This is a genomic window from Hyphomonas sp., from assembly GCF_046313975.1.
Taxonomy (GTDB): domain Bacteria; phylum Pseudomonadota; class Alphaproteobacteria; order Caulobacterales; family Hyphomonadaceae; genus Hyphomonas.
In genome coordinates this window covers 1-17,351 of sequence record NZ_JBKBXB010000055.1, presented here as the reverse complement: position 1 = coordinate 17,351, position 17,351 = coordinate 1, and the positions used below count along the sequence as shown (strand labels likewise).

Genomic DNA, 17,351 nt, shown 5'->3' with positions numbered 1-17,351 from the left:
GGTTTCGGTCAGCAGCTTGTTGGCGAAGGAGACCATCTTGTCGAGCGAGGGAATCTGGTCCGGGCTGCGGCAGCGTTCCCGGAACGCCTCGCGGTCGAAATTGCCGAACAGTTCGGAGGCCCGCGCCTCGGCTTCGAGGATTTCCCGGTCATCGACGCTGCCATCCACCGTCACCATCAGGGCGAGGAAGTCGATCAGCAGGGCGAGGAACAGCTCGTCCAGAGACCGCTCGGCGCCATCATCCTTAGGCCAGAGCTCCGCATAGAGATGGTATTGCAGCGCCGTCAGGTCTTCTTCCAGCGCCACCATGTTGTCGAGCCCGTCAGTCACCTTCGGGGCGTCGAAGAAACGGTGCAGCAGCACGTCCTCGGAACAGATCTCGCCGAGGTTCAGGCCGAATGCCTCGATCCGGTCTTCCGTAGGCGGATGGGTGTCGATCGGGTGGGGTACGCTGTCGCCTAGTGCGAATTGCAGCAGCGGCGCAATCCGTGCGCGGTCCACATCCAGCCGCACGCTTTCCGAGAAGTTTCGCACGACATTGCGCGAGAAGCGCCCCTGCATGCCGCGCTGGATCAGCGTTTGCATCTGCCCGTTCCAGATCGAGCTGAGCAGCGAGGATTTCAGCAGCGAGTAGGCGATGTCCTCCGGTGAGGAGACTTTTGCGCCGTGCTGGTCTGCCCGGTGCTCACGCGCCCGCCCGATGCGCCGCTCGACCACCGAGAAGGCATAGATCAGGTCGTCGATCAGCAGCTTCGCCGGCATCGAGAGGATGCGTGTCAGCGGACGGTCCTTTGACTCGAACACTTCGCTTGCCTTGCCGAGGCCCATGTACACCGGCGCAAAACGCATCGAGTAGTTCGTGTCGCCGCCGGAGAAGTGGCCAAGTTCGTGGCCGATCACGGCTTTCAGCTCGCCTTCGGTGAAATGGCTCATCAGGGGAAGGGACAGGTAGAGCGTCTGACCTTTAAGCGGTCCCTTGCCATACGGCGTATAGACCGGCGCAGACGTCGCGAAGAAGGTCGGATCAAGGCCGATCACCACATTGTCCGGCATCTTGGCGTTCAGTGTCTTGGCGATGCCCTTCACGACGAGGCCGAGGCGCGGATACTCATAGAAGCTGACCGGGCGCGCGGCGACGAAGCTCTTCGGCCGGGTGAAGAACACGGCCAGCCCGCGCAGGATGGCGTAAGCCGCGCCGATCAGGGTGATGGCGATCACGCCCAGGAGGATGTTGCTTTCGATACCCCACCAATGTTGCAGCACGAGGTACATCCCGCCGCCAAAGATGACGACGTGCACCAGCGACACGATCCCGACCACCAGGGTGATCACCACCGCGTAAGGCCAGAAGCCGAGCGACAAGATGGACCTGTGCGAGCCGAGAATCGTCGCAACGAGGCGTGACAGGGGCACGATGCCAAAGGACAGGATCAGGACCGCAACCGACAGCAGGGCCAGCCAGCCGAAGGGCGCCGTGTGGCCGCAGGCCGCCCCGGACGGGTCACCCGGGAGCGAAGCGGCACAGCCTGCCAGCAAGTTGGCTGCCGGGAGCAACCCTTCAATCTCGAGCGGTGCGCCGCCCCAGAACCTGGCAATGCCGATACCGATACCGATCAGCGGGATAACGGTCAGAACTCCGATCAGCCGAAGAATCCGCAGCATGGACAGTCCCCCTCTTAACGCCCCCGCAACACGGAATGAGCGAACCGCTGAAATGCGGCGCTGTCAACGCCCTCGCGCAACCGCCTTTTCCGGCAAGGGATTTGTCGGATCGCCGGGCCTCGGCTAAGGCAGGAGGGATGCTGACTGTTCGCCCCATCGCCGCGGATCCGGCGGCCGCCCTTGCGGCTGCGGCGCCCCACGCGCCCTACCTGCGCCGCCTGATGGACCGGGGCATAGGCACGGATTTCGCCGGCGCGCTCGCTGCTGCTGGAGGCCTTCCCGGCGACACGCCGTTGGCCGATGCCATGAGCGCGCTGCGGGCGGCCAAGCTCGTCGCGCACCTGTCGCTGGCGGGCGAGGACCTCTCCGGACGCCAGGACGTAATGGCCATCACCCGTCAGCTGACGGAGTTCGCCATTGCGAGCCTTGAGGCAGCCTTCCGGGTCGCGCTCGCGGCGCGCAGCCTCAAGCCTGACGGCCTCTTCGCCATCGCGCTCGGCAAGATGGGCGCTTTCGAGCTCAACTATTCCAGCGACATCGACATTGCCGCCTTCTACGACCGCGACCGCTTCGATGGCACAGACCGCGATCCCGGCGAGATGGCGCAGCGTGTGATGCGCGATGTCGTGAAGATCATGGATGAGATCACGGCAGGCGGCTATGTCTTCCGCACCGACCTGCGCCTGCGTCCGGACCCAAGCTCCACACCCATCGCCGTCTCCACCGAAATGGCGGAACTCTACTATGAGAGCGTCGGCCAGAACTGGGAGAGGATGGTCTGGATCAAGGGCCGTCCGGCAGCGGGTGACCGGTCGGCGGCGGAGAAATTCCTGTCGCGGATGGAACCGTATGTCTGGCGGCGCAATCTGGACTACTGGGCCATCGGCGACATCCAGGCGATCAAGCGGATGATCAATACCAAGGTCGGCGCGGATGAGTTCAATGCGGTCTCACCGGATGTGAAACTCTCGCCGGGCGGTATCCGCGAGATCGAATTCTTCGTGCAAACCCAGCAGCTGATCCTGGGCGGAAGAGAACCCTCGCTGCGCAACAACACAACCCTCGGCGCGATGGAGGCCTTGCGGGCAATCGGAGTCGTTTCGGATCGTACAGCCTCCACGCTGGAGGCTGCCTACAAGGCGCTGCGTAATGTCGAGCACCGCATCCAGATGCTGCAGGATGAACAGACGCATACAGTTCCCGCCGATGCAGCGGAGCGCGATAGCCTCGCTTTCCTCTGCGGCTACACAAACCTTGCGGACTTCGATCGCGATCTGCTGGAAACGCGCCGCGAAGTGCAGGCAGCCTATGACGCCCTGTTCGCGCAGGAGGGCAAAAGCGCCGAAGATCACGGCCTCGGAAACCTCGTCTTTACTGGCGTCGATGATGATCCGGGTACGGTCAAAACCTTGTCCGAACTGGGTTTCTCCGATCCGTCCTCCGCTATAGACACAATCCGCAACTGGCACCGAGGCCGCGTGCCAGCCACCCGCACGCCGCGCGGGCGCGAATTGCTCACAGCCGTTTTGCCCGGCATGTTGAAAGCCATGGGCGCGACGGGAGAGGCGGATCAGGCCTTCCTCTGGTTCTCGCGCTTCTTCGAGGGACTTTCTTCCGGCGTGCAGACACTCTCGATGCTGCTCGCACGCGAAGACCTGCTCTCCGATCTCGTCGCCACGCTTGCCCTTGCGCCGCGTCTCGCGCGCATCCTCGCCCGCCGGCCGGACCTGCTCGAAGCCCTTATTTCCAATGCCATCCCGAAAGCTCCGCTCCCGGAGGAAACAGTTTCCTTCGACGCCGCGCTTGACGACTGGCGGCGCTATCACCGCGAGCAGAGCTTCCTCACCGGCCACCGGCTGCTGCACGGCCTCATCCGCTCGGATGAGGCGGCTGCCGTATGGACGAAACTCGCGGACGAGACCATCGCGTTCATGTCGGCGGTTGCCGTACGCGAAACCACGCGCCGCTATGGCGATGTGCCGGGCCGCTGGGGGGTGTTCGGCATGGGCAAGCTGGGCGGCGAGGAGATGACGGCGGGCTCGGATCTCGATCTCATCGTGATCTACGATTCCTCCGCAGACGGAGCACAGACCTGGTTTACGCGCTTCACCCAGCGCCTCATCACCGGCCTCACGGCGCCAACGGCAGAAGGCGAACTCTACGAAGCCGACATGCGCCTGCGCCCTTCAGGGCGTGCCGGCCCGGTGGCCGTAAGCCTCCCTGCCTTCAAACACTACCAGAATGAGGAAGCCTGGACCTGGGAACACATGGCGCTGACCCGCCTGCGTTTTGTTGCAGGCGATGAAGCGCTGGGGAGGGAAGTGTTGCGCATCGCCGCAGATGCCATCTGCGCCCGCGCGCGTAGCCCGCGTCGCAAGCAGATTCCTGGTGACATTACCGAAATGCGTCAGACGCTCTATCGGGAAAAACCTGGCAGCGGTCTCTGGGACCTGAAAACCGCCAAGGGCGCGCTGATCGATATCGAGTTCATGGCGCAGCAGGAAATGCTCCTTCGCGCCCGGCCGGACCTGATCCGCGCCAACACGGCCCTCGCCCTGTCGGGCCTCGCAGACGCTGATGATCCGGACAATGAGGATTGGTGCTTCCTGCGCGCGGGGCTGAATCTCCTGTCGGCGCTCCAGCAGCTGCAACGCCTCGCCATTGGCAATGAGCCGGGCGACGCGGTCATGCCTGAAGGTCTGAAGGCCCGCATGTGCCGGGCCGTAGGGGAAGAAGACTTTTCGATGCTGGAAGAGCGCCTCGCCGACGTTAAATCCCGCGTACATACGCTGGCTGGGGAAAAACTGCAGTTGCCCGCGACGGAATCCTGAGACCCCCGCGTTCCATAGGCGCTGGGATCAACCACAGGAGTTACTGATGAGAAAACAGACGCTTGCTGTCGCAACCGCGCTGGCGCTGGTCTTCGCGGCGCCTGCCTTTGCGCATCCGGGGAAGGGTAAAGGCGACCATTTCGCAAAGATCGATACCGATGGTGACGGAGTTATCACCACTGCCGAAGTCGAAGCTGCTTCTCTGGCCTCTTTCGCCAAGATGGACGCAAACAGCGACGGCTTCGTTACCCAGGACGAACTGAAAGCCCATGCCGAGGCCATGAAGGCCGAGCACAAGGCGAAATGGGCCGAGAAAAAAGCCGGCAAAGAAGGCAAGGCCGCCATCGCGGATGCTGACCCCGCCAAGGTCGCCGAATGGAAAGCCAAGAAGGCTGAGCGGGCCGCCAAGTACGAAGCCAAGAAGGCCGAGAAATTCGCTGCCATTGATACAGATGGTGACGGTCGCCTGAGCGCCGCTGAGTTCGCCGCATCGCATGTCGCCCGCATGGCCAAGGTCGATACCGATGGCGATGGCCGCGTGACCGCTGAGGAGCGCGCCGCCGCCAAGGCCAAGAAGAAGGAACACAAGGGCAAATGGCGGGACAAGCCGGCCGAACAATAACAAGGACCCCTGAACCGGGCCTGAGCCAGGCAGAGACGATTGCGCCCCCCCTGCGATTGTCTCTCGGGTCTCAGGCCCGGAATCGGGTAGTCTCGTGCGCGTGGCATTCACGTCTGACCTCGACCAGATCACGCGTGCCGCAGCCGGCGATCCGGCTGCGGTCCGCGCGCTTGTTGGCCGCTACAGTCCCGGCGTGCTCAGTCTCGCCACCCGAATGCTCGGCGACCGGACGGAGGCCGAAGACGTGACCCAGGAAACCTTCATCCGCGCCTGGAAGGCCCTGCCGGGTTGGGAGCCGCGCGCCAAATTCTCGACCTGGCTGCACCGGGTCGCGCTGAACCTTTGCTATGATCGCCTGCGCAAGAAGCGCGAGTCGCTGCCCGGCGAACTGCCGGATCAGGCGGACCGCAGCCTCGGCCCGGCGGAGGCTTATGACCAGACGCAGCGCGTCGGCGCCATCGAGCAGGCGATCAGCCGCTTGCCGGAGCGCCAGAGTGCCGCCTTGACGCTGTGCGCCCTGCAGGGACACTCGCAGGCGGAAGCTGCGGAGATTCTCGATATCAGCGTGGAAGCCCTCGAAAGCCTCCTCGCCCGCGCGCGCCGGACCCTGCGCGCTGAGCTGCTGGAAGGGAGTACCAGCCGATGACCGAAGACCGGCTCTTGGAACTCATCGAAGCCTGGGGCGCAGACCCCAACGGCTTCCCCGAAGCGGAGCGTGCCGCCGCCAAGGCGCTGCTCGCCGCTCACCCGCTGCGCTTCGCTGCGGCTCTGGAGGCTGCGCGCGCCCTCGATGCCGCGCTGGAACGCCTGCCCGAAATCCTGCCCTCGAAGGCGCTGGAAGACGCGCTGATCGCCTCGGCGCCGCAACCGCGCGGCGCCCCACGCGGCCTGCGCCTGCCGAAGTTTACGCCCTGGGCACCTGCCAGCGGCTTCGCCGCGCTTGCTGCCGGTCTCTTCATGGGCATCATGGTCGCCCCGGCGGCCAGCGCCACCAGCGATACGGACGAAATGGCAACCGTTCTCGAACACGCGCTCGGATTTGATCCGGCGGCGTACACGGAGGAACTTGGCGAATGAGCGAAGCACAGGTTCGGCGTTTCCCGTTCTGGCTGACACTCTCTGTGCTCGGCAATCTTGTCTTGCTCGGCCTTCTTGCGGGCATCTTTCTTAATGCGCCGAAACCGCCCCGCCATGATGGCAAGAGCGACCGCCCGCACATTGCACTGAGCGATGAGGAGCGCCAGGCCGTCCGCCATCTGATGCGCGAAAGCTTCGAGGCCGCGCGCCCCGCGATGGAGATCCGCCGCGAGGCTGAGCGCTCGCTTGCCGAAACACTGAAGACCGAGCCTTACAATGCCGAGGCTGCCCGCGCCGCACTCGACCATCTTCGGGAGACTGATCGCACCGCGCGAGAGATCGTCGGCAACCACATGTTCGACCGCCTCGACACGCTTTCGCCCGAGCAGCGCGAAGTCATCGCCATGATTATCGCCGGCAATATCGAGAAGCGCGGCAAGCGCCACGACAAGATCAAGAAATTCCGGGAAAATCGCGGCGATGGCCCACCCCCGCAGACCGAGGAATAAGCTGCCGCCTCAGTCTTTCGATTTGTGCGCGAGGCGCGCCGCGTTCGCTTCCCAGTTCTGCCCGTCGAAAGGCACGACCGTCACCTGCAGGTCCATCCAGTCATCAAGGCAGCGCCAGGTGACGGCGAACCCATCCGGGTTTGAGCGCGGCACATAGAAACTCTTGATGCCGCAAATCCTGCAGAACCGGTGCTTCGCAGCGCCGGTATTGAAGGTGTATTCCTCAAGGTTGTCCGCACCCTGAACAAGCCTGAACCGACTCGAAGGCACAATCACATGGATATTGCCGCTCTTTGCACAGATCGTGCAGTTGCAATCCTCCACCTCGAACGCATCCGGCAGCTCCGCTTCAAACCGCACCGCGCCGCAATGGCACCCGCCTGCACGCCAGCGCCACATCACCCCACCCATACCGGCGGCCTCCGCTGCGCCCAGAGCGCAGCGCGCTCCAGCTGCCCGGCGAGCGCCAGCAGCAAGCCTTCCTGTCCAAAGCGTGCGCCGAACATCATGCCAATCGGCAAGCCCGCCGGTGCGCCCGGTTTTGGCGCCGTCCAGTGCAGCGGCACGCTCATCGCCGGAAAGCCCATCTGGTTGAACACCGCGCAGTGCGGTGCAAAGCCCGCGATCGCGGCGCCCATTGTCTGCGGATCACTCGTCAATGCCATCGTACCCAAGGGGTCCGGCGCGCGGTGGATCGTCGGCGACAGCGTCATGTGAAACCCGCCTGCATCCAGGAAATGCTCATACTGGATCGCCGCCGTGATGAACGTATTGTTGGCCTTCGCCAGCTCCACCATCGGCACAGTGCGCCCCAGCCGCACCATCGACGCCGTTACCGGCTCCAGCTCATCGTCCGTCACCGGAGCACCGCGAGCCGCGCTGCGCTCGTCCACAGTGGCGGCGATGTTCGCGGATATCGTGAAAAGCGCCGCCTTGCCCAGCGCCTCACCGTCAAGCATTGGCCCGGCCTCGACCACTGTATGACCAAGCGCCTCGAGAAGTTTCGCCGTCGCCATCAGCCCCGCTTCGGCGTCCGCATCCGGCTTGGTACCGTTCGGCGCAGTCCGCCACAGTGCCACACGCAGCGGCTTCGGATCACGCTCAAGCTCGGAGAGGAAAGGCCGCACCGGCGCAGGGGCCGCATACCGGCTGCCCGTCTCCGGCCCTTGCGTCAGGTCCAGCATCGCCGCCGTATCGCGCACTGTCCGGCTGACGACGCCTACCGTCGAAAGGCCGTTCCAGCCTTCCGTCTTCGCGGGGCCCATCGGCATGCGCCCGCGCGAAGGCTTCAGCCCGAACACGCCGCAGCACGCCGCCGGAATGCGGATCGATCCGCCGCCATCACTTGCGTGCGCCACCGGCAGCACGCCCGCCGCAACCGCCGCCGCTGCCCCGCCGGACGAGCCACCGGTCGTGCGTGTTACATCCCACGGATTGCGCGTTTGTCCGTACAAGGTCGATTCCGTTGTTAGCGTCAGCCCGAATTCCGGCGTCGTCGTCGAGGCAAAGAATACAAGGCCTGCCTTTCGGAACCGTTCCACCAGCGTCGAATCCCGGCTCGCCACATTGCCGCGATACGCCCGGCTGCCGCCTGTCATCGGCGCGCCTTTCACTTCGACGCCCAGATCCTTCACCACAAACGGCACGCCTGCATATGGCCCTTCGAGGCCGCCCGCCGCCAGTTGCGCGCCGGCAATCTCCGGCCAGATCGCCGCGAAACAGTTGATCTGCTTCTGCGCCGCCTCGGCCCGCGCCACCGCCGCCTGTAACAACTCCTCCGGCGAAACCTGCCGCAGCCGCACCAGTTCGGCGAGATCGAGGCCATCCATGTCTGACACTTTTATTCCTCCAGTTCCGGCGCTTCCTCCGGCACATCAATCCGCTGCGCATCCGGCGGCGGATTGTCGAAGGAGTAAAGCGGCTGCTCAGGCGGCGGCGCTGCGGGCTGCGCGCCGGCGGGAACCGCTTCAATCGGTGCGGCCTCTCCGATCTCTTCATCCGCCAGGTCTTCCAGTGGCGCCCGCTCCGGCGCGGCGCGCTCTTCCTGTGGCGGCGCAGCCGGTGAGCACGCGGCCAGCAGAAAAGCGAAAAGCAGGATCGGCAGTCTCATGCGGCAGTCTCCTTGAGCGAAAGCAGCCGGAGCCTGTCACAGATCGAAACGGCTGCAAACCGGCTTCAGTGCCCGTCTTCGCCGAGCGCCAGATCTATTTCTTCATCCGACCAGCCGAAGTGATGGCCAAGTTCATGGATGAACACATGCGTCACCAGCTCCTCGATGGAGGCGTCGCCGCGCCCCGCCCATTCGAACAGGATCGGCATGCGGTAGAGATAGATCAGCGGGCGCTCCAGCGCCGGCTGCGTCACGCTCTCCAGCGTCAGCGGCACGCCGGAATAAAGCCCGGTCAGCTCCAGCGCATCCTCGATGCCCATCTCGTCGAGCGTCTCGTCCTCGGCATAGTCCATCACCACGATGCGCACATCGCCGGCGGCCAGCCTCATGAACTCGGGCAGCTCCGCGAAACACTTCTCGGCGCAGGCCAGCATCTCGTCCGCGCTGGGGGCGGGGGCATTGAACAGGCTCATTCGACCACGACAGCTGTGCCAGATACCGCAACCATCATCATCGATCCCTGCTGGCCCACCACGCCATAGTCGAACTTGACACTGAGAATGGCATTGGCGCGCAGCTTTTCTGCCTCTTCGATCATTTCGCGGATCGCTTCATCGCGCGTCTCGCGCAGTGTGCTTTCGTAGGATTCCGAACGCCCTCCGACGAGGTTCGTGATGCTCGCGAGAATGTCCTTGCCGAGGTGCGCCCCGAACACAACCTCGCCGCAGACCACGCCCTTGTAGCTCAATATCTTGCGGCCTTCGATGTTCGATGTGGTGGTGAGGATCATGCTGTGCTCCTGTTCATTCCGCCGCCGTCAGCGCCGGGTCATCCTTGCCTGCCAGCAGTTCCAGCATCCGGATTGCGCTGTCGGCAATGACCGTACCCGGAGGGAAAATCGCCGCCGCGCCGGCTGTGCGCAGCGCATCGAAATCCTGCGGCGGGATCACGCCGCCCACGATGATCCGCGCATTCGCCGCGCCTTCATTGCCCAGTGCCCGCTTCAACTCCGGCACCAGCGTCAGATGCCCCGCCGCCAGCGATGAGGCCGCAACGATATCCACGCCTGCCTTGCGCGCATCACGCGCGGCTTCCTCCGGCGTCTGGAACAGTGGGCCGATCACGACTTCCCAGCCAAGGTCCATCAGCGCAGAGGCGACAACTTTCTGCCCGCGGTCATGTCCGTCCTGTCCCATCTTGGCGATGTAGATTTTAGGCTTGCGGCCGTTCTTGCTCACGAACGCGGCGGCAAGATCCTCGGCGAGCTTCGCCTTGTCCGTGCCCTTCACGCCGCCGCCATAGACGCCCTTGATCGAGCGGATCACTGCCTGGTGCCGCCCCTGGCTGCGCTCCACCGCTTCCGAAATTTCGCCCACCGTCGCCTTCGCGCGCGCTGCGTCCACCGCCAGCGCCAAGAGGTTGCCTTCCGTGCCCGCCGCCGCCTTCGCAATCGCGTCCAGCTTCGCCGTCACCTCAGCCTCGTTGCGCTCCGATTTCAGTCGCGCCAGCTTCTCCAGCTGCATCCGGCGCACGGCGGCATTGTCGACCTTCAGGACCGGAACATCTTCGTCCTCATCCAGCAGGAACTTGTTGACGCCCACCACGGTCTGCGTGCCGCTGTCGATACGCGCCTGCGTGTTCGCAGCGGCTTCCTCGATGCGCAGTTTCGGCAGGCCCTGTTCGATGGCTTTCGCCATCCCGCCCATCGCCTCGACTTCCTCGATATGCTTCAATGCCTTGGCTGCAAGGTCATGCGTCAGCCGCTCGACATAGTAGCTGCCGCCGAACAGGTCGATGGACTGGCAGGCGCCCGCCTCCTGTTGCAGCAGGATCTGCGTGTTTCGCGCAATCCGCGCCGAAAAGTCCGTAGGCAGAGCAAGGGCTTCGTCAAAGCTGTTGGTGTGCAGGCTCTGCGTCTGCCCGCCCGCCGCCGCGATGGCTTCAAGGCAGGTGCGGATGACGTTGTTGTACACATCCTGTGCCGTCAGGCTCCAGCCGGAGGTTTGCGAGTGCGTGCGCAGGCTGAGCGACTTGTCAGACTTCGGTGCAAAATTCTCCTTCACCAGCTTCGCCCAGATCAGGCGGGCGGCGCGCATCTTGGCGACTTCCATGAACGTGTTCATGCCAATCGCCCAGAAGAAGGAAAGGCGCGGCGCAAACGCGTCCACATCCAGTCCCGCCGCTATACCCGCGCGGATGTACTCTATGCCGTCCGCCAGCGTGTAGGCCAGCTCCAGGTCCGCCGTCGCGCCGGCTTCCTGCATGTGATAGCCGGAAATCGAGATCGAGTTGAACTTCGGCATCTTCTGCGAAGTGAACGCGAAGATATCCGAAATGATCCGCATGCTGGGTTTCGGCGGATAGATATAGGTGTTGCGCACCATGAACTCTTTCAGAATGTCATTCTGAATCGTTCCGGAAAGTTTCTCCGGCGGCACGCCCTGTTCCTCGGCGGCGACGATATAGAGCGCGAGGATCGGCAGCACGGCGCCGTTCATCGTCATCGACACGCTCATCTGGTCCAGCGGAATGCCGGAAAACAGCGTGCGCATGTCGAGGATCGAGTCGATCGCCACGCCCGCCATGCCGACATCGCCGACAACGCGCGGATGATCGGAATCGTAGCCCCGGTGCGTCGCCAGATCGAACGCCACCGAAAGGCCCTTCTGCCCCGCAGCGAGGTTGCGGCGGTAGAAGGCATTGGAATCCTCTGCCGTCGAAAAGCCCGCATACTGACGGATCGTCCACGGTTGGTTCGTGTACATCGTGGGGTAAGGCCCCCGGCCAAACGGCGCGAGCCCTGGATAGTCATCGAGGAAATCGAGCCCCTTCCGGTCTGCCGCCGTGAAGGCCGACTTCACCTCAATGCCCTCCGGCGTCATCCATGTCTCGCCGAGTTTCGGCTTCGCGGCTTTCGCCGATGGCGCGCCGAGGTCGAGCTTTGTGAAATCAGGGAACCTGGTCATTGGGCCACTCCCAGTTCGGCATGGGCAAGTTTGAGAAGGTGTAGCACATCCGCGCCGGTGAAGATGTTCGTGTTGATGCCGTCGCCTTCGAACTTCCCGGCGAGCCACACGCGCTGCGCTCCGGCTTTCGTCAGCGCGTCCGCCGCCACCACCGCGCCCGCCTGATACGCCTTGTCCGTTCCGCACAGCACGGCGAGCCTGCAGCCCGAGGCGCGGAACGCCGCCGCCAGCTCCGCCACGTCGCGCGGCGGCACGGGCGCATCTTTCGCCGCAACGCCGCCGGCGGCAAAGAAGTTGCGCGCAAAGTCCGCACGCGGCGTAAACTCTGCGAGGCTGCCCAGCGTCGCTAGGAACACGGCAGGCGGTTTCGCAGCACGCGCTGCCGCATCGCGCAGCGCCTCAAAAGGTGCCGCCAGCCGGATCGGTGCCAGCGCTTCCGCCGCCACATCCGCGCCCGGTGCAGGCGGGGCGGTCACGAACTGCTTCAGCCCGGCGTCAGATACCGCCTTCGCCTTCGGTGCATCCACGTCCGCCACCGGCGCCCCGATCTCCTCGAGCAGCGGATATTCGCTCACGCCCGTGATTGGAATTTTCCGGCGCGCCACATCCTTTGCCCGCGCTTCGCTTACGGCTGCCACGCGCGACTGGAACGCGCCGGAGATCAGCGAGGCCGCAAAGCCGCCTTCGCTCTCGATTTTCTGAAACTCCGCCCAGGCCGCTTTTGCAAGGTCCTCAGCCAGTGTCTCGGTAAACCATGCGCCGCCCGCAGGGTCGGCCACGCGCCCCAGCTGGCTTTCTTCCATCGCGATGATCTGCGTATTGCGCGCAATCCGGCGGCCAAGCTCTTCCGGCTGACCCAGCGCTTCATTGAAGGCGCGTACCGTCAGGATATCCGCCCCGCCCACCGCGCCCGCAAACGCCGCTGCCGTATTGCGCAGCATGTTCGTCCACGGATCATATTTCGTCAGCATCCGCGCCGAGCTGATCGCTTGCAGCTTCATCGGCGCCGCCTCAAGCCCCAGCGCCTCAAGGCACCGCGCCCACAGCCGCCGCGCCGCGCGTAGCTTGGCAATGCCGACGCCGTAATTCGCGTCCAGCGCCACCGCGAACACTGTCCGCCCCGCCGCCGTCTTCGTGTCCAAAATCCCATCCAGCCGCCGCAGCGTATCAATCGCCGCCGCGATCATCGCGCCAAGTTCCTGCGCCTCCGATCCGCCTGCCTCATGCACCAGCGCGCCATTCGCCCGGAACAGGTTTGCCGCCGGAAATTTCTCCGCGAGCACTGCCGCCAATGCGCCCGCCTTGGCAAAGGCCGCATCCAGCCCGCCTTCAATCTTGCCGGTCTTTGCGAGGGCGCCCACCGGATCGAGATTGAAGTCCAGCTTCAGCTTCTCAGGGTTGCCCTGTCCGTCCGCCCACTGAGCAAGCAGGCCCGCCGCGCGCGCCCCCACGCCGCCCGCCGAGTCAATCGCCACCGCCGCCATCGAGGCATCCACGCCCGCCAGCGCAGTCTTGAAATCTTCCGCCGTGCACAGCTGCACACCGGCGCGTCCCGTGCCATCAACGCGCAGCTCGATGGAGGAAACCCCGCGCTCCAGGTCGCGCAGGATTTCAGCATTGGTTTGTGCAGGCGAGGGATGCGTGAACAGCTGGCGGATGTCCCAGGGCAGCCACTTGTCCGGCGCCGCCGTTTTCCCGCGCAGGTAAGGCGCCGCGCCCGGCACACCCAGCGGGTCGCCTGCGCCGCCAAAATCACTCTCGCGGTAAAGCGCGCGGATGCTGAGGCCGTCGGCCGTCTTGCGCGTCAGCGTCTCCGGGCCTTTGCCCTTGAGCGCCTTTTCGACCTCGCGCAGCCAGTCGGCTTCGGTGGCGTCTGGGAATGCGGAACTGAAAGGGAGGATATCGTCTGCCATGCGCCGGGTTTAGGCCATTCCGGCGGCGCTTGTGAACTGCTTCCTTGAGGGAACTGCGACGCTTCTGCCTTCTGTTAGCGCACCCCCGCCAGACAGGTCTTGACGGGGCATGGCAATTCCTGCAATTGAGAATCATTCGCAATTAGGAGATTGCCATGCGCCCCGCTCTCCGGCCCCTTCCGTGCCCGCAGGTTTCACCCGCGACGCCTACGGACAGGCTTGCGCGGCTCATGGCCCAGTCACAGGGCGGCGCCACCGGCGCTGTTTCCTCCCCGGTATCCGGAAATGGCCCGCTCTGTGACTGGATCGATACCCAGGCCGGCGTGCTCGGTCTCTGGCTCGACCGCCTGATCGAGCAGGGCGACCCCGACGATCTCGTCTCCCTGGTGCACCGCCAACAGGCCTGGCTCGAACTGATGCGCGACCGTATCAGGCGAGGTTAAGAATTCGGGCGGCCCGATTAAGCGCTGCCTTAATTGCGTGCCGGGTATATACTATAGTTTCAGTCTTCTCTGTTACGGATTTGCCCGGATACGCAGTGTCGGGGCAACTTCCTATCTGCAGGATGCTGAAGCAAAGGTAGTATTATAATGGCAACGACAGGATCGAATACTTCCAAAGCCGCCAAGGCGGCTGTCAGGAATCTTGAAGCCCGCCTCGCGGAACTCCGCGGCGAAATCGACGAGGTGATGGCCGAACTCGCGGAAAAAACCGGTGCCAAGGCATCGGCAACCGCTGACGATGTCGCCGATACCGGCGAATGGCTGCTCGACGACCTGCGTGCTGCTATCGCGGATCTGAAACGCCAGGCGACTGATGCCGAAAAGAAAGTCGTGGAAACGGCCCGTGAGCACCCTGTCCAGACGCTCGCCGTCGCCTTCGGCGTTGGCTTCCTCGTCTCCATGCTCCTGCGCCGCTGAGTCCGGGCCGGTTCCTTGCAGCAACTCCTCACCCTCCTGATGTCGTCCTTCGGTGACAGGGTCGGCGACCATGTTTCGCGCCATGCGAAAACCGCGGTCTTCGTCTTCGTCGCGGGTGTGTTCCTGTTCGCGGCCTTCGTCATGGGCGTTGGCGCACTGACGGTCTGGCTGTCCCAGCATATCGATCTCTGGGCGGCGCTGGCGATTGTCGCGCTTGGCCTGCTCGGTATTGGGGGCATCATCCTGGGCTTCGGCGCCCTTCGGATGATGTCGGCAGAAAACGAGAAAAAGCTAGAAGAAACGGCACTGAAACGCGACGCCATGCTCGGTGCCCTGTCCGCACTGGGCACCAGCGGGCGCGCCGGCACCGGAAAGGCGCTCGCCGTCGCCGCCCTCGTCGGCCTCCTCGCCGGCACCCTGTTGCTGGGCGACCGCAAGCCGGACGACGATCAGGCCTGAACAATCTTTTGTCGCAAATCGGTGTATGCTCACCTCGCGTGACTGCCATAAGCAGGCCATGCCAGCGGAGGGACACATGGGCCGGATCATCACCATTCAGGGCGTCGGCGACATCGATCTCGACAAGGTTTCAAGGCTGCTTCCCGGCCGCAATGGCTGGGATATTCTCTCGCTGGGAACGCAAGGCCGCTATATCAAGGCGATCATCGATTCGTGGGATACATTGCAGCGCTACGAGATCAACACGCCGCTCCGCCTCGGCCATTTCCTGGGGCAGGGCCTCGTGGAAACCGGCTGGCTGAAATACACCGAGGAAGGCTTCAGCTACTCCGCCGAAGGCCTCATCGCCACCTTCCGGCACTACCGCCGCAATCCCGACCTGGCCAGGCAGCACGCCCGCAAGAAGGAACTGATCGCCAACACCGTCTATGGCGACCGCGCTGATCTCGGCAACACTCAGGAAGGCGACGGCTGGAAGTTCCGCGGCCGCGGTTTCATTCAGCTCACCGGCCGTTACAACTACACGAAATACGGCGAAGCCGCAGGGATCGATCTCGCCAATGATCCCGACATCATCAAGCGAGACCTGACCAAGTCCATCGAAGTCGCCGCGGCCTTCTGGAAAACCAACGGCCTCAACGCCTACGCCGATCAGAACGACGCGGCGAAAGTCTCGCGCGGTGTCAATCGCGGCAATCCCAACGATCCCGCCGCCGCCAATCACGAAGACCTGCGCATCCTCTGGACCAACACCGCCCTCGGCGTCACGCAGGCGCCGCAGACCGTCGCACCCGATGCCGTGCCGCCCCCCGGAGCGCCCTCACTCAAACCGCTTCAGGTCGGTAGCCGCGGCGACCGTGTCCGCGCGCTGCAGGAAGACCTGAACGCTCTCGGTTACAGCACCAATGGTATCGACGGCATCTACGGGCAGGGCACCAAGCGCGCCATCCTCGCCTTCCAGCAGGAACACGGCATTCCCGTCACCGGTATCGCCGACGCCGCCACCATCGACGCGGTCGATAAGGCCGCCGACGATCCTGCGCGTGCCCGCATTGACCGGTCGGACCCCCGCGTCTTCGGCTGACGCGCCGCGAGGGCTTGCCCGCCCGCGCGGGTCAGGCTTTGCTCTCCGGCAATATAAAAAGCTGGAGGAAACGGATGAGACTGAAGAGCCCGCGCATACCGCCGCTCACTGACGAAGCCTTGAGCCCGGAGCAGAAGGAAGCGCTCGCCGCCCAGTTCGGGCGCGGCTCTGTCTTCAACATCTTCCGCACACTGGCGCATGCGCCGAAGGCATACAAAGCCTTCATGCGCTGGGGCGGCTACATCCTCTCGGACTATAACAGCCTCGCCCCGCGCGAGCGTGAACTCGTCATCCTGCGTGCCGGTTACAACTGGAAATCCGGTTATGAATGGGCCCAGCATGTGCGCATCGGCAAACAGTGCGGTCTGACGGATGAGGAAATCGCCCGCATCAAGAAAGGCCCGGATGCCCCTGGCTGGAGCGCTATCGACGCTGCCCTCCTGCGCGCCACGGATGAACTCACCTCCGACGCTTTCATCACCGACAAGACCTGGGCAGAGCTCTCTTCCCTCAGCGAGAAGCAGCGCATGGATCTCGTGATGACGGTCGGGCAGTACACACAGGTCTCGATGATGCTGAACTCCTTCGGTGTGCAGCTAGATGACGATCTGACCCTCGACCCGGACCTCGTGAAATGAGCGCGCCGCCGGTCGCCGGCCGCCTCGCCGGAAAGATCGCCATTGTCAGCGGGGCAGGGCAGACGCCCGGCTCCACCATCGGCAATGGCAAGGCCATCGCCCTCCTGTTCGCCCGCGCCGGTGCCAGGGTTCTCTGCGTCGACCGGGAACAGGATCGCGCGCAATGCACCGCCGACGAGATCACCGCCGAAGGCGGCCTCGCAGTTCCCTGCGCCGCGGATATCACCAGCCCCGAGTCCGGCGCGGCAATCCTAGCCGCCTGCATCGCCGCCTTCGGTCCGCCGGATATCCTCGTCAACAATGTCGGCATCGGCGACCGCGGCGATGGCCCCGCGCACAAGCTCACCGAAGAGGCGTTCGACCGTACGCTGCGTATAAACCTCAAAGGCGCCTGGCTGCTCAGCAAGGCCGTGCTGCCGGGTATGCTGGAGCGGCGCAGCGGCGCCATCGTCAACATCTCCTCGCTCGCCTCCATCGCGGGCGGATTCCAGCTCGCCTACGAACTCTCCAAGGCCGGCCTCAACCGTATGACCGCCAGCATCGCCATGTCCGGCGCCTCG

19 protein-coding genes are annotated in these 17,351 nt (G+C 64.3%); 11 read left to right on the top strand and 8 right to left on the bottom strand.

The genetic code is table 11. The features are described 5' to 3' along the window. Positions 1–1,662 (bottom strand): M48 family metalloprotease (locus ACK4TE_RS14775; protein WP_409912299.1); only part of this gene is annotated, 1,662 nt, incomplete at its 3' end. 137 nt (positions 1,663–1,799) lie between these two features. On the opposite strand from ACK4TE_RS14775, the gene ACK4TE_RS14770 reads away from it, so the two are divergent. The 5 genes from ACK4TE_RS14770 to ACK4TE_RS14750 all read left to right on the top strand — a co-directional run bounded on the left by ACK4TE_RS14770 (position 1,800) and on the right by ACK4TE_RS14750 (position 6,701). Further along, positions 1,800–4,493 (top strand): bifunctional [glutamine synthetase] adenylyltransferase/[glutamine synthetase]-adenylyl-L-tyrosine phosphorylase, encoded by a 2,694-nt coding sequence (locus ACK4TE_RS14770; RefSeq protein ID WP_409912298.1) that lies wholly within the window; start codon positions 1,800–1,802, stop codon positions 4,491–4,493. Between the two features lie 46 nt (positions 4,494–4,539). Continuing rightward, a complete protein-coding gene (locus ACK4TE_RS14765) occupies positions 4,540–5,115 on the top strand; it encodes an EF-hand domain-containing protein (protein ID WP_409912297.1) in 576 nt (191 codons plus the stop codon). A gap of 100 nt (positions 5,116–5,215) precedes the next feature. Beyond that, positions 5,216–5,761 (top strand): RNA polymerase sigma factor, encoded by a 546-nt coding sequence (locus ACK4TE_RS14760; protein WP_409912296.1) that lies wholly within the window; start codon positions 5,216–5,218, stop codon positions 5,759–5,761. Continuing rightward, positions 5,758–6,192, top strand: coding sequence for a hypothetical protein (locus ACK4TE_RS14755; RefSeq protein WP_409912295.1), 435 nt, complete (start codon positions 5,758–5,760; stop codon positions 6,190–6,192). The genes ACK4TE_RS14760 and ACK4TE_RS14755 overlap by 4 nt, the downstream gene beginning before the upstream one ends. After that, a complete protein-coding gene (locus ACK4TE_RS14750) occupies positions 6,189–6,701 on the top strand; it encodes a periplasmic heavy metal sensor (RefSeq protein WP_409912294.1) in 513 nt (170 codons plus the stop codon). The genes ACK4TE_RS14755 and ACK4TE_RS14750 overlap by 4 nt, the downstream gene beginning before the upstream one ends. 9 nt (positions 6,702–6,710) lie before the next feature. Here ACK4TE_RS14750 and ACK4TE_RS14745 read toward each other — a convergent pair whose 3' ends face one another. The 7 genes from ACK4TE_RS14745 to ACK4TE_RS14715 all read right to left on the bottom strand — a co-directional run bounded on the left by ACK4TE_RS14745 (position 6,711) and on the right by ACK4TE_RS14715 (position 13,690). Then, positions 6,711–7,112, bottom strand: coding sequence for a GFA family protein (locus ACK4TE_RS14745; RefSeq protein WP_409912293.1), 402 nt, complete (start codon positions 7,110–7,112; stop codon positions 6,711–6,713). After that, the gene (locus ACK4TE_RS14740) at positions 7,100–8,530 is read right to left on the bottom strand and encodes an amidase (RefSeq protein ID WP_409912300.1); all 1,431 of its coding nucleotides are present in this window, start codon (positions 8,528–8,530) and stop codon (positions 7,100–7,102) included. The genes ACK4TE_RS14745 and ACK4TE_RS14740 overlap by 13 nt, the downstream gene beginning before the upstream one ends. Positions 8,531–8,541: 11 nt before the next feature. Continuing rightward, the gene (locus ACK4TE_RS14735) at positions 8,542–8,811 is read right to left on the bottom strand and encodes a hypothetical protein (RefSeq protein ID WP_409912292.1); all 270 of its coding nucleotides are present in this window, start codon (positions 8,809–8,811) and stop codon (positions 8,542–8,544) included. Between the two features lie 65 nt (positions 8,812–8,876). Further along, on the bottom strand, positions 8,877–9,284 hold the full coding sequence (locus ACK4TE_RS14730) for a metallopeptidase family protein (protein WP_409912291.1): 408 nt from the start codon (positions 9,282–9,284) through the stop codon (positions 8,877–8,879). Next, positions 9,281–9,601 carry a YbjQ family protein gene (locus ACK4TE_RS14725; RefSeq protein ID WP_409912290.1) on the bottom strand — a complete coding sequence of 107 codons (321 nt, stop codon included), beginning with the start codon at positions 9,599–9,601 and terminating at the stop codon, positions 9,281–9,283. The genes ACK4TE_RS14730 and ACK4TE_RS14725 overlap by 4 nt, the downstream gene beginning before the upstream one ends. Positions 9,602–9,614: 13 nt before the next feature. Continuing rightward, the gene (gene scpA / locus ACK4TE_RS14720) at positions 9,615–11,777 is read right to left on the bottom strand and encodes a methylmalonyl-CoA mutase (RefSeq protein WP_409912289.1); all 2,163 of its coding nucleotides are present in this window, start codon (positions 11,775–11,777) and stop codon (positions 9,615–9,617) included. Continuing rightward, entirely contained in the window at positions 11,774–13,690 is a 1,917-nt protein-coding gene (locus ACK4TE_RS14715; RefSeq protein WP_409912288.1) for a methylmalonyl-CoA mutase family protein, read from the bottom strand. Before ACK4TE_RS14715 ends, scpA begins: the two co-directional genes overlap by 4 nt. 230 nt (positions 13,691–13,920) lie before the next feature. Between ACK4TE_RS14715 and ACK4TE_RS14710 the strand changes: the two genes are divergently transcribed. The 6 genes from ACK4TE_RS14710 to ACK4TE_RS14685 form a co-directional block, all read left to right on the top strand. Continuing rightward, complete coding sequence (locus ACK4TE_RS14710; RefSeq protein ID WP_409912287.1) at positions 13,921–14,133, top strand: hypothetical protein; 213 nt, start codon at positions 13,921–13,923, stop codon at positions 14,131–14,133. Between the two features lie 147 nt (positions 14,134–14,280). Beyond that, a complete protein-coding gene (locus ACK4TE_RS14705; RefSeq protein WP_409912286.1) occupies positions 14,281–14,610 on the top strand; it encodes a YqjD family protein in 330 nt (109 codons plus the stop codon). Between the two features lie 15 nt (positions 14,611–14,625). After that, the gene (locus ACK4TE_RS14700) at positions 14,626–15,069 is read left to right on the top strand and encodes a phage holin family protein (protein ID WP_409912285.1); all 444 of its coding nucleotides are present in this window, start codon (positions 14,626–14,628) and stop codon (positions 15,067–15,069) included. A 76-nt stretch (positions 15,070–15,145) separates the two neighbouring features. After that, positions 15,146–16,153: a peptidoglycan-binding protein gene (locus ACK4TE_RS14695; RefSeq protein ID WP_409912284.1), complete on the top strand. Its 1,008-nt coding sequence runs from the start codon at positions 15,146–15,148 to the stop codon at positions 16,151–16,153. 74 nt (positions 16,154–16,227) lie between these two features. Next, entirely contained in the window at positions 16,228–16,791 is a 564-nt protein-coding gene (locus tag ACK4TE_RS14690) for a carboxymuconolactone decarboxylase family protein (RefSeq protein ID WP_409912283.1), read from the top strand. Further along, positions 16,788–17,351: SDR family NAD(P)-dependent oxidoreductase (locus tag ACK4TE_RS14685; RefSeq protein ID WP_409912282.1), on the top strand; the 564-nt coding region annotated here is incomplete at its 3' end. The genes ACK4TE_RS14690 and ACK4TE_RS14685, both read left to right, overlap by 4 nt.

Excerpts from the sequence above, each read along its gene's own strand:
- scpA (WP_409912289.1), bottom strand. The coding sequence starts at position 11,777 with ATGACCAGGTTCCCTGATTTCACAAAGCTCGACCTCGGCGCGCCATCG.
- ACK4TE_RS14745 (WP_409912293.1), bottom strand. The coding sequence starts at position 7,112 with ATGGGTGGGGTGATGTGGCGCTGGCGTGCAGGCGGGTGCCATTGCGGC.
- ACK4TE_RS14730 (WP_409912291.1), bottom strand. The coding sequence starts at position 9,284 with ATGAGCCTGTTCAATGCCCCCGCCCCCAGCGCGGACGAGATGCTGGCC.
- ACK4TE_RS14695 (WP_409912284.1), top strand. The coding sequence starts at position 15,146 with ATGGGCCGGATCATCACCATTCAGGGCGTCGGCGACATCGATCTCGAC.
- ACK4TE_RS14715 (WP_409912288.1), bottom strand. The coding sequence starts at position 13,690 with ATGGCAGACGATATCCTCCCTTTCAGTTCCGCATTCCCAGACGCCACC.
- ACK4TE_RS14740 (WP_409912300.1), bottom strand. The coding sequence starts at position 8,530 with ATGGATGGCCTCGATCTCGCCGAACTGGTGCGGCTGCGGCAGGTTTCG.
- ACK4TE_RS14725 (WP_409912290.1), bottom strand. The coding sequence starts at position 9,601 with ATGATCCTCACCACCACATCGAACATCGAAGGCCGCAAGATATTGAGC.
- ACK4TE_RS14710 (WP_409912287.1), top strand. The coding sequence starts at position 13,921 with ATGGCCCAGTCACAGGGCGGCGCCACCGGCGCTGTTTCCTCCCCGGTA.
- ACK4TE_RS14735 (WP_409912292.1), bottom strand. The coding sequence starts at position 8,811 with ATGAGACTGCCGATCCTGCTTTTCGCTTTTCTGCTGGCCGCGTGCTCA.
- ACK4TE_RS14705 (WP_409912286.1), top strand. The coding sequence starts at position 14,281 with ATGGCAACGACAGGATCGAATACTTCCAAAGCCGCCAAGGCGGCTGTC.
- ACK4TE_RS14770 (WP_409912298.1), top strand. The coding sequence starts at position 1,800 with ATGCTGACTGTTCGCCCCATCGCCGCGGATCCGGCGGCCGCCCTTGCG.
- ACK4TE_RS14690 (WP_409912283.1), top strand. The coding sequence starts at position 16,228 with ATGAGACTGAAGAGCCCGCGCATACCGCCGCTCACTGACGAAGCCTTG.
- ACK4TE_RS14765 (WP_409912297.1), top strand. The coding sequence starts at position 4,540 with ATGAGAAAACAGACGCTTGCTGTCGCAACCGCGCTGGCGCTGGTCTTC.
- ACK4TE_RS14755 (WP_409912295.1), top strand. The coding sequence starts at position 5,758 with ATGACCGAAGACCGGCTCTTGGAACTCATCGAAGCCTGGGGCGCAGAC.
- ACK4TE_RS14750 (WP_409912294.1), top strand. The coding sequence starts at position 6,189 with ATGAGCGAAGCACAGGTTCGGCGTTTCCCGTTCTGGCTGACACTCTCT.